Origin of the sequence: Tissierella simiarum (assembly GCF_018917865.1) — a bacterium.
Lineage (GTDB): Bacteria > Bacillota > Clostridia > Tissierellales > Tissierellaceae > Tissierella_C > Tissierella_C simiarum.
In genome coordinates, this window is the sequence record NZ_JAHLPM010000026.1 from 1 (window position 1) to 17,197 (window position 17,197).

General features: G+C 31.6%; 13 protein-coding genes. 5 read left to right on the top strand and 8 right to left on the bottom strand.

What is annotated here, in order from left to right; all coding sequences use genetic code 11:
• Together KQI42_RS19225 and KQI42_RS19230 are read left to right on the top strand one after the other, a co-directional pair.
• The coding region (locus KQI42_RS19225) for a sodium ion-translocating decarboxylase subunit beta (RefSeq protein WP_216522168.1) at window positions 1-94 on the top strand (94 nt) is incomplete at its 5' end.
• A gap of 47 nt (window positions 95-141) precedes the next feature.
• The gene (locus KQI42_RS19230) at window positions 142-2,196 is read left to right on the top strand and encodes a methyl-accepting chemotaxis protein (protein WP_216522114.1); all 2,055 of its coding nucleotides are present in this window, start codon (window positions 142-144) and stop codon (window positions 2,194-2,196) included.
• A 59-nt stretch (window positions 2,197-2,255) separates the two neighbouring features.
• Here the strand turns inward: KQI42_RS19230 and KQI42_RS19235 are convergent, their stop codons facing one another.
• From KQI42_RS19235 to KQI42_RS19255, 5 genes are all read right to left on the bottom strand, one after another.
• Window positions 2,256-3,224, bottom strand: a complete 969-nt coding sequence (locus KQI42_RS19235; protein WP_216522116.1) for an ABC transporter ATP-binding protein — start codon at window positions 3,222-3,224, stop codon at window positions 2,256-2,258.
• On the bottom strand, window positions 3,224-4,234 hold the full coding sequence (locus KQI42_RS19240; protein WP_216522118.1) for an ABC transporter ATP-binding protein: 1,011 nt from the start codon (window positions 4,232-4,234) through the stop codon (window positions 3,224-3,226). The genes KQI42_RS19235 and KQI42_RS19240 overlap by 1 nt, the downstream gene beginning before the upstream one ends.
• 15 nt (window positions 4,235-4,249) lie before the next feature.
• The gene (locus KQI42_RS19245) at window positions 4,250-5,194 is read right to left on the bottom strand and encodes an ABC transporter permease (protein ID WP_216522120.1); all 945 of its coding nucleotides are present in this window, start codon (window positions 5,192-5,194) and stop codon (window positions 4,250-4,252) included.
• Window positions 5,194-6,123, bottom strand: coding sequence for an ABC transporter permease (locus KQI42_RS19250; protein ID WP_216522122.1), 930 nt, complete (start codon window positions 6,121-6,123; stop codon window positions 5,194-5,196). The genes KQI42_RS19245 and KQI42_RS19250 overlap by 1 nt, the downstream gene beginning before the upstream one ends.
• Before the next feature lie 84 nt (window positions 6,124-6,207).
• Window positions 6,208-7,869, bottom strand: a complete 1,662-nt coding sequence (locus KQI42_RS19255) for a peptide ABC transporter substrate-binding protein (RefSeq protein ID WP_216522124.1) — start codon at window positions 7,867-7,869, stop codon at window positions 6,208-6,210.
• Window positions 7,870-8,175: 306 nt separating this feature from the next.
• Here KQI42_RS19255 and KQI42_RS19260 point away from each other — a divergent pair, with 306 nt between their 5' ends.
• The 3 genes from KQI42_RS19260 to KQI42_RS19270 are packed head-to-tail and all read left to right on the top strand — an operon-like array spanning window position 8,176 to window position 13,040.
• On the top strand, window positions 8,176-8,757 hold the full coding sequence (locus KQI42_RS19260; protein WP_216522126.1) for a TetR/AcrR family transcriptional regulator: 582 nt from the start codon (window positions 8,176-8,178) through the stop codon (window positions 8,755-8,757).
• Window positions 8,758-8,767: 10 nt separating this feature from the next.
• A complete protein-coding gene (locus KQI42_RS19265; RefSeq protein WP_216522128.1) occupies window positions 8,768-10,876 on the top strand; it encodes an efflux RND transporter permease subunit in 2,109 nt (702 codons plus the stop codon).
• The gene (locus KQI42_RS19270) at window positions 10,863-13,040 is read left to right on the top strand and encodes a synaptonemal complex protein 1 (RefSeq protein WP_216522130.1); all 2,178 of its coding nucleotides are present in this window, start codon (window positions 10,863-10,865) and stop codon (window positions 13,038-13,040) included. The genes KQI42_RS19265 and KQI42_RS19270 overlap by 14 nt, the downstream gene beginning before the upstream one ends.
• A gap of 80 nt (window positions 13,041-13,120) precedes the next feature.
• Here KQI42_RS19270 and KQI42_RS19275 read toward each other — a convergent pair whose 3' ends face one another.
• From KQI42_RS19275 to KQI42_RS19285, 3 genes are all read right to left on the bottom strand, one after another.
• Window positions 13,121-14,215: a GerAB/ArcD/ProY family transporter gene (locus tag KQI42_RS19275; protein ID WP_216522132.1), complete on the bottom strand. Its 1,095-nt coding sequence runs from the start codon at window positions 14,213-14,215 to the stop codon at window positions 13,121-13,123.
• A gap of 253 nt (window positions 14,216-14,468) precedes the next feature.
• Entirely contained in the window at window positions 14,469-15,626 is a 1,158-nt protein-coding gene (locus KQI42_RS19280) for a Ger(x)C family spore germination protein (RefSeq protein WP_216522135.1), read from the bottom strand.
• The gene (locus KQI42_RS19285) at window positions 15,623-17,110 is read right to left on the bottom strand and encodes a spore germination protein (RefSeq protein ID WP_216522137.1); all 1,488 of its coding nucleotides are present in this window, start codon (window positions 17,108-17,110) and stop codon (window positions 15,623-15,625) included. Before KQI42_RS19285 ends, KQI42_RS19280 begins: the two co-directional genes overlap by 4 nt.
• Window positions 17,111-17,197 lie beyond the last annotated feature (87 nt).

The following is a 17,197-nucleotide window of genomic DNA, read 5'->3' on the forward strand; positions in this document are numbered from 1 at the left end:
CTTCTTACTAATGCATGCCATGGGACCAAATGTTGCAGGAGTTATAGGTTCAGCTGTAGCAGCAGGGCTGTTATTAATGTTCTTCGGAGGGTAAAATAAAGCAGAGGAGACTCTGCTTTTTATTATAAGGAGGGAATTCTTATGAAAAAAAATAACAAAAGAAGAAAACAAGATAGAAAGCCTATTAATAATTTTAAATTTAAAAGTTTAAAAACAAAAATAAGTTTTTTAAATATTGTAATTATATTAGCGATAACTCTATCTATAGGAGTATTATCTTATACTTTATTCCAAAGGAGTATTAATTTATATATAGATCAAATTTTACTAAATAAAGCAACAGATGCTTCAAAATTAGCAGATGAAAGAATCAAAGGATATATTCAAAGCTTGGAGAGCATGGCAAAATATGATAAAATACAGAACTTTGAAACAGAATGGGAAGATAGATCTAAGATTTTAAAAGAAGAAATGGAACGCTTAGATTATTTAGACATAGGTATTATAGATATAAATGGAAACATGATTTTTTCAGATGGAACGGAAAGCAACATAGCCGATAGAGATTATTTTCTGAAGGCTAAAGCTGGTGATAACTTTATGTCTGAAGCATTTTTAAGTAGAAGTAAAGGTGTTATGCAGATGGCTATATCTACTCCTATTGTAAATGAGGGCAAAATTATTGGTGTATTAGTAGGATTTAAAAAGGCAGATGACCTTTATAGTATTGCTGAAGATGTGAAGATAGGAAAAACAGGGTATGCCTTTATAGTAAATGAAGCTGGAGATATTATTTCTCATCCAGATAAAGAACTTATTGAATCAGGAGAATTTACTTTAGATAGTATGAAAAAAGATCCTAAACATTCTAAATTAGTTCTAATGATTGAACAAATGATAGATAAGAAGTCAGGAATAGAGGCTTATTCAATTAAAGGCATGGAAAAATATGCTGGATTTGCACCTTTAAGTGGTAAAGCTTGGTCTATAGCTGCTAGTGTTGAAAAAAGTGAAATTACAAAAGATGCAAATAAACTTATGGCTATAATTACTGCTATGACGGGGATAGCAATAATTATAGGTATAATATATTCTTTATTTCTAAGTAGTTCAATTACTAAACCTATTCAAGAAGCAACTAAACATATAGGTGAAATAGCAGAGCTTGATATGAGAAGAAATGTAGAGGAGAATCTTTTAAGTAGATCAGATGAACTTGGAAGTATGGCAAAAGCTTACGAAACTGTAATTATGAATTTGAGAAATTTCGTTTATAAAGTAAATGAATCTTCTGAACAAGTAGCATCATCTTCAGAGGAATTAACAGCAGTATCTGAAGAAGCAGCAGTTGCAGCTTCTAGTGTAGCTGAATCATCAGGAGAGATTGCTAATAATTCTGAAAACCAATTGAAGGATATATTAAATGTAGTTTCTGCTATGGAAGAGATTTCAGCACAGATAGAAGAAGTAACTAGTAACGCAGAAACTATAAATGGACTAAGTAGTGAAGTAGCCTTAAAATCAAATGTAGGTAAAGAAAAGATAGAGGAAGTTATTAACCAAATGCTAAGTATTGCTAAAAGTTCAAATGAAGTAGTAGAATCCTTAGAGGAGGTAAATAATAGTTCCAAAGAAATGGATGGAATAATCAATGTTATTAAAACCTTATCTGAACAAACCAATTTACTTGCCCTAAATGCTGCCATAGAAGCGGCAAGAGCAGGAGAAGCTGGAAAGGGTTTTTCAGTAGTAGCAGATGAAATTAGAAAATTAGCAGAGGAAACTAATGATTCTACTGATAAAATTTATAGTATTATTGAAAAGAATAATAATGTAATAGAAAAAGTTAATATACGTATGGCTATGAATAAAGAAGAAATTGAAAAAGGAAAAGAAACTGTTGATCAAGCTGCTAGTTCATTTAGTGAAATAGCCAATCTTATAGGTAAGGTAACAGAGCAAATAGAAAGTATAGCAGAAGCTATAAATCAAGTGGCTTTAGGCTCTGAAGATGTAGCATCTGCAACTTATTCTATTGAACACATGACTAAAGATATTGCTCAAAATGTTCAAAGTGTGGCTGCTGCAACAGAAGAACAAACGGCGTCTATGGAACAAATTGCTTCTTTTAGTGCAAGTTTATCTGAATTAGCTGAAGAGTTAAGAGATTTAATACTCACTGCAAAAATAGTATAGGCAAAGAGAAGTGTAGAAAAAGATAATGGATAGAGGAACTTTTCCTCTATCCATTATCTTTATTTTATCATTTCCTTAGCTCTATGACAGGCTACTAAGTGTTTTTCTTTAATTTTTTCTAGTTTAGGAGTAACCTGTTTACATTTATCTACAGCATAAGAACATCTATCTACGAATCTACATCCTTCTGGTGGATTGATAGGACTAGGCACGTCGCCTTCTAGCATGATTCTATGTCTGCCTCTTTGTATCTCAGGGTTTGGTATTGGAATAGCAGAAAGTAATGCCTTAGTATAAGGGTGAATTGGATTTAAATACAATTCTTCACTGTCTGCTAATTCCATCATATGACCTAGATACATAACTCCTACTCTATCAGAAATATAACGAACCATAGATAAGTCATGAGCTATAAATAAATAGGTAAGACCTAATTTATTTTGCAAATCTTTAAGAAGGTTTACTACTTGAGCTTGAATAGATACATCTAGGGCAGAAATAGGTTCATCACAAATAATAAACTTAGGATTTAACGCTAATGCTCTAGCAATTCCTATTCTTTGACGCTGTCCTCCAGAAAACTCATGAGGGAAACGCATAACGTGTTCTTCACCTAGTCCTACTAATCTCAATAGTTCTAATACTCTTTGATTACGTTCCTCTTTATTTTTGTACATTTGATGTATGTCTAAAGGTTCCGCTATAATATCTTCTACAGTCATTCTAGGATTTAAAGATGCATAAGGATCTTGGAAAATCATCTGGAAGTTTTTTCGTACATGCTGCATTTCACGTCTAGGCAGAGTATATATATTCTCGTTATTGAAGAAGAGTTCTCCATCAGTAGGTTCATATAGACGCATAATAGTTCTACCTGCTGTGGACTTTCCACACCCTGATTCTCCTACTAAGCCAAAGGTTTCTCCAGGATAAATATCGAAGCTTATTCCATCAACAGCCTTCAACATTCCTTCTCCTACATCAAAATGTTTTTTTATGTTTCTTGCAGAAATTAAAGGTTCTACCATTATGCTCTACCTCCTTCTACAGAGTTTGCCTCTTGAGCCATAGGATGGTTTAGCCAGCAACGGCTAATATGAGTATTGCTATGATTATCAAAATTTGGCATATAAGATTTACAAACTTTCATGGCTTCAGAACAACGGTCATAGAAAGGACAGCCTTTAGGTGGTGCATAAAGATCTGGAGGCGTTCCATCTATAGCGTGAAGAGGTTTATTTCTGCTCATATCTAAACGAGGAACAGAAGCCAATAATTTTCTTGTATAAGGGTGCTTTGGATTCTTAAATATTTCTTCAGTCAATCCTTGTTCTAGGATTTGTCCTGCATACATTATAACTACTCTATCACTCATGTCTGCTACCACTCCTAAATCATGGGTAATCAGTATTATAGACATATCCAATTTAGTTTGTAGATTTTTCATTAACTCTAGAATTTGAGCTTGCACTGTTACGTCTAAGGCAGTAGTTGGCTCATCAGCTATTAGAAGATTTGGAGTAGATACCATAGCAAGAGCAATCATTACCCTTTGCCTCATTCCCCCAGAAAATTCATGAGGATATTGATGGATTCTCTTTTCTGGTTGGGGCACTGCTACTAGTTCCAACATTTCTATAGCCTTTTTTTCTGCTTCTTTGCTATTCAACTTTTTATGTTTTATAAGACCTTCTACAATTTGCTTGCCAATTCTCATAGTTGGATTTAATGATGTCATAGGGTCTTGAAAGACCATACTAATTTTATTTCCACGAATTTCTTGCATTTCTTTTTCAGTTTTATCTAAAAGATTTTCTCCATTAAAGATTATTTCTCCACCTTTAAAGAAGGCAGGTGGCATAGGAAGAAGTTGCATAATAGAATTTGCAGTTACGCTTTTTCCACAGCCTGATTCTCCAACTATAGCTACAGTTTCTCTTTTTCCAACATCAAAGCTAATACCACGAACTGCTTCTACTTCTCCAAAAAATGTCTTAAAGGATATTTGTAAATTTTTAACTTCTAATACTTTCTCCATTTTTTCGCCCCTCCCTTATTTACGTAGTCTTGGATCTAAAGCATCACGAAGTCCATCTCCTAATACGTTGAAAGCAAACATAATAAGAGAAATAAATATTGCTGGTATCAATATTTGGTAGGCATTACCTACTGCAAGACCTGCTAATCCATCATTAGCTAAAGTTCCAAGACTTGACTTAGGTGCCTGAAGTCCTAATCCCAAGAAGCTAAGGGTGGCTTCTGCAAAGATTGCTCTAGGTATTGTAAGAGTTATATTTACCAAAATAGGTCCAAGAGTATTTGGAATAATATGATTCTTTAAAATCCAGCCCTTTGAAGCACCTAAGGATTCTGATGCAAGGGAGTATTCGCTTTCTTTTAGTTGTAATACTTGACCACGAACTAAAATAGCCATTGGTACCCAATCTGTTAAGGTCATAGCGAATATTAATACAAACATGGAGGTTCCAGCTCCAGCTGTAGAAAATACTACAGATAAAAGGATTACTATGAGTAGATAAGGAATACTATAAATAACCTCGGCTATACGCATCATAATTCCATCTACACGTCTAGTAGCCATACCAGCAATTCCACCATATAATACACCAATTACAAAGTCTATGGCGGCTGCAAGGATACCGATTATTAAAGAGTATCTAGCTCCATACCATACTCTAGTAAATAAATCTCTTCCTAGTTCATCAGTACCAAACCAGTGATCACTATTAGGATGAATATTGATTAAATTTAAATTTTGCTCATAATATTTATAGCCATTTATATGAGTACCCACAACGGCCATTATACACATTAAGATAATAAGTATAAGTCCTGTCATGGCTAACTTATTCTGTTTTAATCTACGCCATACATCTGGCCAATATTTAATACTAGGACGTTTAATTTTCTCGGCATCTCGATCTTCAAAAGATGCTTTTTCAAATAAGTCTCTGCTAATTTCCATTTCCGCTTTCATTAACGTCCCTCCTTAGTAAGTTTAATTCTTGGGTCAATAAACATATACATAATATCAACGAATAGTAACATTACAATTAAAATAATAGCATAAAAAATAGTTGTACCCATTATAAGTGTATAATCTCTGTTGTTAATAGATTTTACGAAAAACATTCCAAGTCCAGGGATACCAAAGATTTTTTCAATAACAAAGCTTCCTACTAAAAGATTGGATATTGTAGTACCAAGAATAGAAATAACTGGTAGTATAGCGTTTCTTACAGCATGTTTTATTATAACTGCAGGCTTGGTAATACCTTTTGATTTTGCAGTTTTAATATAATCTTGTCCTAAAACTTCTAACATGCTAGAACGCATCAGCCTTGCCATTTGAGCTAAAGGCATCATAGCTAATGCTAGGGAAGGTAATGCTGTATGCTTCCATGTACCCCAGCCGCCAATAGGTATCCAGCTTACATTTCTAGCTATAAATTGAATGAATAAGGTTCCCATAATAAAACTAGGTACAGAAATTCCTAATATTGCTATTATCATGGATATATAATCAGGGAGTTTATTTTGATATAGTGCTGCCAATGCTCCTAAAGTAGGACCAAAGATTAAAGCAACGAGTAAAGCTTGAAGTCCTAATTGTGCTGATACAGGGAAGCCTCTTCTGATCATATCATTAACTGTTTCAACTCTAGATTTCATTGATTCTCCAAAATTTCCTTTTAGAAGGTTCTTTAAATAGATTACATATTGCTGAGATAATGGTTTATCAAGCCCATATTTTTTTTGAAGATTTTCATACACAACTTTAGGCATTTTACCTTCTTTAGCAAAAGGGTTGCCAGGAATTGCATGCATTAGAAAAAAGGTAATAGTGGTGATTGCCCATAAGGTGATTACTGACATTATAAGTCGTTTTAAAAGGTACTTTTTCATTTTACCTCTCCTTCTCCTTTAATTGAAAAGAAAACCGAGGAGGCGGTATCCGCCACCCGATCTTCTTTCTTATATATTGTCTAACTATTTATTAATATCAGCATAAGTTAGTTTTGGATAATTAACTAGTGGTTTATATACTCCTGTTACATATGGTTTTTGTGCAAATGGTTGAGTATAGAAATAAAGAGGAATTATAGGCATATCTTCCATAACCATTTTTTCTGCTTCTCTCATAGCATCAAAACGTACTTTTTGATCAGCAGTACTTCTTGCTGTAAGAACCAATTTATCATATTCAGGATTATTATACTTAGCATCATTAAAGCTTGATGAACTTAGCCATAATTCTACGAAAGTCATAGGGTCCATATAGTCTCCTATCCATCCTGCTCTAGAGATATGATAATCTCCAGCTTTTTCTCTATCAAGTTTAACTTGGAAGTCTACATTTTCAAGCTGAATCTCAATACCAAGATTTGTTCTCCACATTTCTTGAACAGCTTGAGCTATTTTCTTATGAGCTTCAGAGGTATTGTATAGAATAGAGAAGTTGCTGAAATCAGCTGCTGTCATTCCTTCTTCTTTTAATCCTTCTTCAAATAATTTCTTACCTTCTTCTACATTGTAAGTTATTAATTGGCCAACACCATCACGGTATTCTTTACCATTTTCATCTTTCATACCAAAAGAAACAACACCTTCAGCTGCTATTTGACCACCTTGAGTAATCTTATCAACGATTGTTTGACGATCAATGGTCATAGACAAAGCTTTTCTTATTTTCGGATTGTTAAAAGGTTTAACTTTTGAATTTAAGTTATAGTAGTAAGTAGCAACTTCACCACCGATAACTAATTCTGGATTATCATTAGCTTTCATTTGTGCAACTACAGCTTGTGGAAGTGGAAGCAATAAATCATATTCTCCGCCTTCATATCCTTGCCAAGTAGTGTTTTCGTCATCAATAATAGTAAAATCAACACCATCAAGTTTTACACTAGCAGCGTCATAATAGTTAGAGTTTTTTCTAATTTTAATGCTAGCATCATGTTCCCATTCAGTTAAAGTGAAAGGTCCATTAGATACATGAGTCTTAGCATCTTTTGCCCAATCTGGATTAGCTTCAACTACTTTTTTATTAACTGGATAAAGGGTGTAGAATGCTGTTAATTCTAAGAAATATGCAGTAGGTGCTTCTAAAGTTACTTCTAGAGTTTTCTCATCTAATGCTTTAACAGCTACATCATCAACGGAGCCTTCTCCTGTGTTGTATGCTTCTCCACCTTTTATATAATAAAGTTGGTGAGCATAATCTGAAGCTAGTTCTGGATCTAATGCTCTTTTCCATGAAAATTCAAAATCTTCAGCAGTTACAGGATCGCCATTTGACCACTTAATATCATCACGAAGTGTAAATGTGTAAGTTAAACTGTCGTCTGATACCTTGTACTCTTTTGCCATACCTTCAACAAGTTTTGCATTTTTATCTAGTTTCATTAAACCTTCAAAAGTATGGTCTAGTACCCATGATTCATGAGTTCCTTGAGCTAAAGCTGGGTCAAGTGAGCCTGGTTCACTACCATTGTTTGTTCTTAAAATTTTTGTACCAGATGATGTTTCTTCAGTATCTGGTGTATCTGGATCTTGAGTAATAGCTGGATCGTCTGGTGACTTGGAACAACCAGTTACTAAAATTGCTGCTATAAGTAGAATACTTAATAATAATGATAACTTTTTCTTCATGACATTTCCCCCTTTTCAAATTTCATAATTCTGAATTTTACTTTTTTTCAGTTTACCATGAATTGAGTAAATTTTCAATACAATTTTTAGTTTATCGTGAATATTCTGACGAAAACATTTTCCTTAAAGTATTATTATTCTAAAGAACTAATTAATATGATAAATATTTGCTCTATAAGGCACTATTATCGGCTATATCCTTATTTTGTAAAATAAGTGAATAAAAAAGTTGACCAATGGTCATTATAGGTGTATAATCATAAATATAAAAGTGACCGATGGTCATTTGGTGGAGGTGAATACTATTTGGTAACCAAAATAGAAAGGAACAAAAAGGAGAAAGAAAATTCGCTTTATACTGCTGCCTATGATTTGTTTACTACAAAGGGAATAAATGAAACAGCCATAAGTGATATTGTAAAAAAAGCAGGAGTTGCTAAAGGTACTTTTTATCTATACTTTAAAGATAAATACGATATCTTGGATAAAATCATATTAAATAAAAGCAGTCATGTTTTAAGTGAAGCTATTAAAGAAACCAACGAAAAAAGCTTTGAAGTATTTGAAGATAAATTAACATACTTTATAGACTATATAATTGAGTATTTGAAGAGTGATAGATTACTTTTAAAGCTTATTTATAAAAACTTGTCCTGGGGAGTTTTTAGAAGAGCTTATAAAGATTATAAAGAAATACAAGAAATTTATACCATGTTTGAAAAAGGATATGAAGGCTCAGATGTTACAAGGGAACATATGGAGAAAATACTGTTTATGGTTTTAGAATTAACAGGATCTGTGTGTTATAGTTCAATAATCTACAATGAACCCGAATCAATAGATGAAATGAAGCCTATCCTTTTTGAAACTATCTTGAAAATAATTTAGGAGTGATAACATGAACAAGTTTGGTCTATTTATAGCAAAACATAGGAGGTTAGTATTAATATTTGCAACAATCCTATTAGTTCCCTCTTTATTTGGAGCAGTAAAAACTAAAATAAATTATGATATCCTTACCTATCTGCCAAAGAGTTTGGATTCCGTAAAGGGGCAGGAAATATTAAATGATGTTTTTAATAGTTCTGCTAAAGGTATGTTGGTTATCGAAAATATGGAGTCAAAAGATGTAGTAAAAGTTAAAGAAAAAATAAAAGGAATAGAAGGAGTAGAAAATGTAGTTTGGATAGACGATTTCGTTGATATTACTATACCAAAAGAAATCTTTCCCAATGAAGTAAAGGAAATGTTTTTTAGGGAAAATTCTACTTTGGTAATGATTCAATTTAGTAATGAATCTTCATCTCCAATTACACAGGAAGCAATAGACAATATAAGGAAAACACTAGATAAACAATGTTTTCTAAGTGGGATGTCAGCGGTTTTAAAAGACACAGTAGATTTAGCTGACAAACAAACACCAATTTACGTAGCTTTGGCTGTAGCATTAGCAGTAGTAGTTCTGATGTTAACCTTAGAATCTACTATAGTTCCTTTTATAATACTTTTAAGTATAGGCTATGCCATACTGTATAACTTTGGAACCAATATATTCTTTAAGGAAATTTCTTATATAACTAAATCTTTAGCGGCGGTACTACAGCTTGGGGTAACTATGGATTATTCCATATTCTTACTTCACAGATATGAAGAAGAATGTTCAAATATAGATGATAAAAATCAAGCTATGGCTAAAGCTATAGCAAAAACAGCTTCTTCTATAGTGGGAAGTTCGTTAACTACTATAGCAGGATTTTTAGCAATAGCTGTAATGGAATTGACTATTGGAAAAGATATTGGATTTGTAATGGCAAAAGGCGTTGTATTTGGAGTATTATCAGTACTTACAATACTGCCAGCCTTAATATTAACCTTTGACAAATTGATTAACCGTTTCAATCATGGAACTATATTACCTGAATTTAATGGGTTATCAAAGCTAGTGACAAAACATTATAAAGCATTTATTATAGTATCTATTTTTATATTTGCAGTAGCTTTTTATGGTGAAAGAAACAATGAAATATACTATAACCTAGATGAATCCTTACCTAAGGATATGGATTCAATAGTAGCTTTAAAAAAGTTAAAAGATGATTATAATATGATGACTACTCATATGGTAATTTTATCTAAAGATGTACCTGCTTATAAGGTAAAATCTATGATAGAAGAAATTAATAAGGTAGAAGGGGTAGAGAACATATTATCTTATGAAAAATTAATAGGACCTAGTATACCAGAGGACTTTTTACCAGCTGCACTAAAAGATAAGTTTCAAAAAGGAGATTATAAACAAATATTGGTAAACTCCAAATTTAAAGCTGCTACAGAAGAAGAAAATGCTCAAATAGAAAATATAGAAAAAATAGTTAAGAAATACGATAAAAAAGCTATAGTTACAGGTGAAGGAGTACTTACTAAAGACCTAGTTGGTATAGCAGATGAGGACTTTAAAAGAGTTAATACTATATCTACTATAGCTGTATTTGTCATAATAATGTTAGTATTTACTTCTATATCTATTCCTGTATTTTTAATACTTTTGATTATGTTAGCTATATTTATAAATATGAGTATCCCTTATTATTTAAACCATGCTATACCTTTTATAGCCTCAATTGTAATAGGGTCTATTCAATTAGGAGCTACAGTTGATTATGCTATATTATTGACTACTAGATTTAGAGAAGAGATAAAGAAAGGTCATGAAAAATTCGAAGCTATGGAAATAGCCGTAAAAGAATCTTCCAAATCCATTGTAACTAGTGGACTAACTTTCTTCGCATCTACTGTAGGAGTTGCTGTAATTTCAGAAATAGAAATAATAAAGAGTTTAAGTACAATGATAGCCAGAGGTGCCCTTATAAGTACAGCAGTAATACTATTTGTACTACCAGGAGTATTGATAGCAGGAGAAAGTTTAATAAGATCTACATCTAAAAACTGGGCTAATAATAATCAACAAAAGAGTGAGAAAGGAAGGATTATATATGAAAACAAATAAAAAAATATCTATAGCATTAAGTATTGCTATGTTAACAACAATGATACCAGTAAATTTTGTATCAGCAGATAATATGGTTACAAAAGAAGAAACAGTTTATGTAAATTTAGATAATGGTGGGAATCCAGAAGAGATAATATCTAGTATTTGGATACACTCGGGAAGTCCCTTAGGGAAAGTAGAGGACAAAAGTACATTAAAGGAAGTAGTTAATGTAAAAGGTGAGGAAAAACCAACAATAAAAGATGATAAAATTCTTTGGGAAACAGATAAAAATGATATATTTTATCAAGGGAAAACGGATAAGGAGTTACCTATTAAAGTAGATATTAAATACTTTCTAGAGGGAGAGGAAGTATTACCAGAAGAAATAGTAGGGAAGTCTGGGAAGATTAAAATAGTTATAAATGTAGTTAATAAAGATAAGAAAACTATAACATTAAAGAATGGTGAAAATAAAGGAGCATATACCCCTTATATGGTGGCTACATTAGTAAATTTACCAATAGATAAATTTACTAATATTGAAACCAATACAGGAAAAATAGTATCTGATGGAAGTAATAAAGCCATTACTTTTGTTACATTACCTGGTTTTGATGAAAGTTTAGGCTTAAATAAAAAATTAGTAGATTTACCTAATACTTTAGAAATCAATGCAGATGTAGTAGATTTTCAAATGAAACCTATTATGATTACAGCATTATCACAAATACCAGAGATCAATGAATTAGATGATGTAGGAGATGTAGGTGAATTAATAGAAGGTATAGATAAAATGAAAGAAGCTTCAGAAAAATTAACGGAAGCTACAGATAAGTTGTTTAATGGACAGGTAGAGTTAGAAAAAGGAATAAGCGAATTGACTACAGGAATAGATGGAATAAATACAGGAGCCAATTCCTTAAAGGAAGGATCATTAAAATTAAAAGAAGGAATAAATACTACTTATGAAGGAAGTAAAAAAATAGACGAAGGCGTAAATGTACTTTCTAAAAGTGCAGGACAGTTGGGAGAAGGCTTTATTAATATTAGTCAGGGAGCAGTAGAATTTGGAAATAAATCTTTAGAATTCTCTAAAGGAGCCATGGAAATGGCTAAAGGAGTAGAAAAAATTCCAGAAACTACTGAAACATTAGGTGGTGGAATAGATGAACTAATAAAAGGAACAGAAACATTAAAAAGTGGTCAAGATAGTTTAACACAAGGATTAGATAAGAGTTTACAAGCATTAGGACAGATAAAAAAAGGAAAAGAAAAAGAATCTAAAGTAATAGATATGCTTTTAAAAGGAGTAAATGGATTGGAAACAATAGCTGAAGCTATAGGAAAAGTTCCTGGAGTAGACAGTTTATCTAACAAATTGATGGGAGGATTGGAAAGTCAAAAAATAGCTTTAGAAGGATTAAAGAATTCAAGTAATGAACTGGTACTAGCATTAAACCAAGTTGAAGCAGGATTAAAGGAAGCAGAAGAAGCCTCAAAAGAATTATCTAAAGGTATAGATAATATGAATAATGGACAAGTAAAAATAAGTAGTGGATTAAAACAATTAAATGAAGGAACAAAAGGGTTAAAAGATGTATCAGATCAATTAATGGCAGGTAGCGAGGGCTTAAAGGATGGAGCTGATAAACTTAATGAAAGTGCAATTAAAGCTAAAGAAGGAGCAGATGGATTCAGTAATGGGACTAAAGAATTAACTCAAGGGACTAATGAATTAACCAATGGGTTAGGCGAGCTAAAAAAGGGATCAGAGTCTTTATATAGTGGAATTGATGAATTGTCTAAAGGAACAGGAGAATTATCAAAGGGTGGAAATAAGTTGAATGAAGGTAGTCATAAACTTATAGAAGGTTCTAAAGAATTAAATGAAGGTATGAATACTTTCCATCAAGAGGCAGTAGTAAAAATGAGTGAAGAATTAAGTGGAAGTAATGTAGATGTGAATAATTTATTGGAAACTAAAGATAGTTTAATAGAACTGTCAAAGGAAAATAAAAGCTTCTCAGGTATAAGTGAAGATATGGAGGGAAGTGTAAAATTCATTATGAAGACTGAAGAAATAAAAGGTGAAGAAAAGCAAGAAAAATTAGAAGTAAAAGTTGAACAGAAAGAAGAAAAAGGATTTATAGCTTGGTTAAAAGGAATCTTCAAGAAATAGAATAAAATAGGAAGTTCTAGCTTTAGAACACCACCAATATTGGTGGTGTTCTATTATTTGATATTGATAGGAAAAAACTACTAAGATTCCACTTTTAGATTACCAGACCAAATCCTTATTCTTGCAGTAATTAAAGCAATTAAGGGAAGGACTATCTGAAAAGGTAATGCATAATATTCATATATCTCTAGCCATTCAAACATTTCCATTGTACTGCTATAAATAATAATTGATAGATTTATCATTAAAAAACTTATTGGAGCACAAATCTGTTTATAATCGGGAAGTTTAAATAGTTTTGAAACTCCAATACTTGTTGTCAGTAAACATACACTTATTTTCGCAAATCCAGATAGCATAAATACTATAGAAATAATGATCTCTATACGCTGAATGAATTCACCTATATTTATTAAAGAGACGGAGTAATACGCTGGAAAATAAATTTGAGATAGATTCGGAATACCTAGAACTAAGATGTTTCTTATATATACAATAAGAATAATAGCACTACTTATGACTAAAGATAATAAATATATTTTAAAGGCACTGTTTTTTGATTTTAAGGAATCAAAGAGGAATGTAAATATGACTATTTCTCCAAGAGGAAAAAAGAAAATGGAGAAAGCATTGCTTATAACTGGTTTCCATCCATTATATAATATAGGCTGTAAATTAGAAAAATTAAACTTTGTCCCAGATAATAAAATTGTTACCATAAGTACAAATAAGATAAATGGAAGAAAAAATTCTGTCCATCTTCCCAACACTTCAGTACCGCTTTTAACCATATAAATAGACAATATTCCTAAAAATAATGCTACAAAGAATTGAGGGGTTTCAGGAAAAGAAACTACTTGGACAAATTCAGTTATATTTCTTATAACCAAAGATCCCAAGTGAAAAAAATAGAAAGTATATATTAAGATAGTTATTTTTCCAACTACTTTTCCAAAAACTTTCTCAAATATGTCAAACAAGTTTTTATTAGGAAAAAGGCGAAGAAGTCTTCCGTAAATGAAAATCAAAGGTAAAGACATAATCAAGGCTACTAAAATTGCAATCCAAGCATCTTGCTTAATTTTATGTTGTCCGCCTACTACGAAAGTGGTGCCTACTATAAACATGACTATCATAGATATATATTGTCTCGTTGAAATTATTTCTTTATTCATTAAACTTTCACTCCTAATACTAAATATAATATAAATTATAATTGGAATATTGATGTAATTACATCTTTTATAATTAATGCAGGACTCGGAATTCTTACACCAACACCTATTAATATAATGATAGTATAAGAAAATAGAGTCATTATTAAATATATCCAGAATAGTTTCCGTTGCTTATTTTTATAGATTGGAATAAGATCAATAAATATAAAAGTAAGATAAAATAGTGAATAAAATATAATTATAGCCATACTTAATCACCTACTTGAATTGGTTTTAGAATATGTCCACTACTCTTAATATGTATGTCTGCATCTACATTTATTTTTAATTCCGGGAAGATGCTACCCCATTGTTTTCCGATTTCTTTCCATAAATCAGGCCTTTTCCTCATAATAGTGTTTCCAAATCCAAAGATATCTGAGTCGAATTCTTGCTGAGCTTGCTTAATGACCCTTTCGATATTTCTTTCCAAATATTTTTCTGCTTTTTTTCTCAATTCTGCTCTACCTTTTTCATCGATATAATTTTTAGTGGTATCTTCTTCTGCTATGCTTACATCTGTTCTTGTTCGTATATCTATTGATAGTTGCCCGTTTGAGTAATTAGGTATTATCTTTGTTTTATTTTTAAATATTTCTAATGTTACAACATGAGGAGACTCTCCTTCTTTGTCGTTTACTATTAATAAACCTCCCTTTATTTTGTCTTTAACAAAGAGAAGAAACTTTGTATCTTCAAGAGTTAAAAACCCAGCTAATTTATCCTTTTTAAATACAGCAGTTCCACCCAATTCAGCAGTTCTCTTTCCTTCATTCAATGTAATTTCAAGGGTAGGAAGTACTGGAGAAATTCCTTGATTAGAGAGATCATTCATGAATTCATAAACTTGTACTTCTGGAACCTTTGATAAGCTGTCGTTTGCCAAAAGCATATAATCCATCTCAAAAGAACGTATTTCTGTTGATATACTTTGTTGAGACAATAACTCCGCTGCTGTTTTTTCTTTGGATACGAATATATTAATAGAGAGTCTAGGTTCTTTATCTCTAGCTATAAAGTCTAAAACTGGCAGGATACCTTCTTTAGCAACATTTTCACTTAAGATAAAAGTTGTTGCATGACTCCAATATAGTTTTTTAGCCGAAATTTTTATCATATTTCTAATAGCATCTAGTATTGTATCTCCATCTGATTGAATTCTTTGAGAATTAAATCTACCTCCTACCTGAGTTGATTTTAAGTCAATTACTTCCGCGGTAAGTTCAAACTTATTATCTTTTTCGTTTTTATCAATAGCCACACCAGAAACTATAGCTAATTTCTCAACCTCATTATAGTTCCAACAACCTGTAAGTAGAAATGTACTTGTAATTATAATAACGAAAAGTAGGATAAAAGATTTATTCATTGTCTTTGCCCCCTTGAAGTTCTTCTAAGATTTTTAGATAGAGAACCAGGTCGGTCTTTCATATACCACCAAGGTGATCTTATAGTTGTATCCTTTAATTCTTGTAGATGTAATGAGGTTAAATTTGACATATATGGCACGCCAAAAGAACGTATACTAAATAAATGTATTAGAAGTGCTGACATACCAAAGATATAGCCATATAAACCTAGTAGTGATGAGAGAAACAAGAATATAAATCTCATTGTGACAGAAACACTTTTAATTTTAGGTATCATAAGTCCTGTTATTCCTGAAAGACCTACTACAATTACTATAGGGGCACTAACAAGTCTAGCTTCAACAGCAGAGGATCCCAATACCAAAGCTCCTACAATACTTAACGCCTGGCCTATATATGAAGGCATTCGTGTTCCTGCTTCTCTTAATATTTCAAAAGTAATCAGTAAGACTATTAGTTCTATCGCTGTAGGAAAAGGAACACCTTGTCTTGCTGCATATATACTCATAATCAAGGGAGTTGGTATCATTTCTTGATGAAATGCTACTAATGATAAATAGACAGCAGGAATACTTATAGATGCAATAAAACCAAATATTCTTAGAACTCTTCCAATAGAAGCGAAATAATAATTTAAATAATAATCTTCATTTGATTGAAAATATTCTATGAACAAATAAGGTACTGTCATAACAACAGGTGTACCGTCAAGAACAAGAGCAATACGTCCTTCAAGTAATTTGGCTGCTATAATGTCAGGTCTTTCAGTACTTCCCGTTGTTTCAAAAGGGGATAATGGAGAATCACTAACAAGTTCATTTATATAATTTACATCTAAAACACCGTCTATAGAGATGCTTTCTAGTCTTTTATGTAATTCTTTTAATATTTTTTCATTGGCTAAACCTTCGATATAACATATGCAAGCTTTTGTATTTGTTCTTTCTCCGAGAGTCGTAAATTCAAACTTAAGATCACTTGTTCTTAACTTTCTTCTTATTAAAGCTAGGTTTACCATTATACATTCTGTAAAACCTTCTCTTGGACCACGTAATACTCTTTCAACTATAGGTTCTTCAATAGCCCTTGATTGCCATCCTTTTGTATCTATAATGATGGCTTCTAATGAATTTTCTGCAAAAAGTATAGTATTGCCACTAATAACAGCTTCAATCAGTTGATCTATGCTATCTGTTTTTTGAAGATTATTTGAAACTATTACTTGATATTGTAGATATTCAATGAAGTTTGATTTTATTGATGGTATTGAAGTTTCTACAATAGGTAAGATGATATTCTCATTAATAATCTCATTGTTTACCATTCCTTCAATAAAGAATATACAACATTTAAGGCTGTTATTATGTTGGTTTTGGAATGATCTGATAATCAATGTATCATCATTATTATTAAATATTTTTTTAATCATTTCTATATTTGAATCAAGGGATTTAGACAGACTATACTCTTTAAATTTAGACATATTTTATCTCACCTTACGTTAATGATAGTTAATAAAAATAGTGTTAGCAAAAATATATATAATATTCATTAATGTAGAAAAGATTAT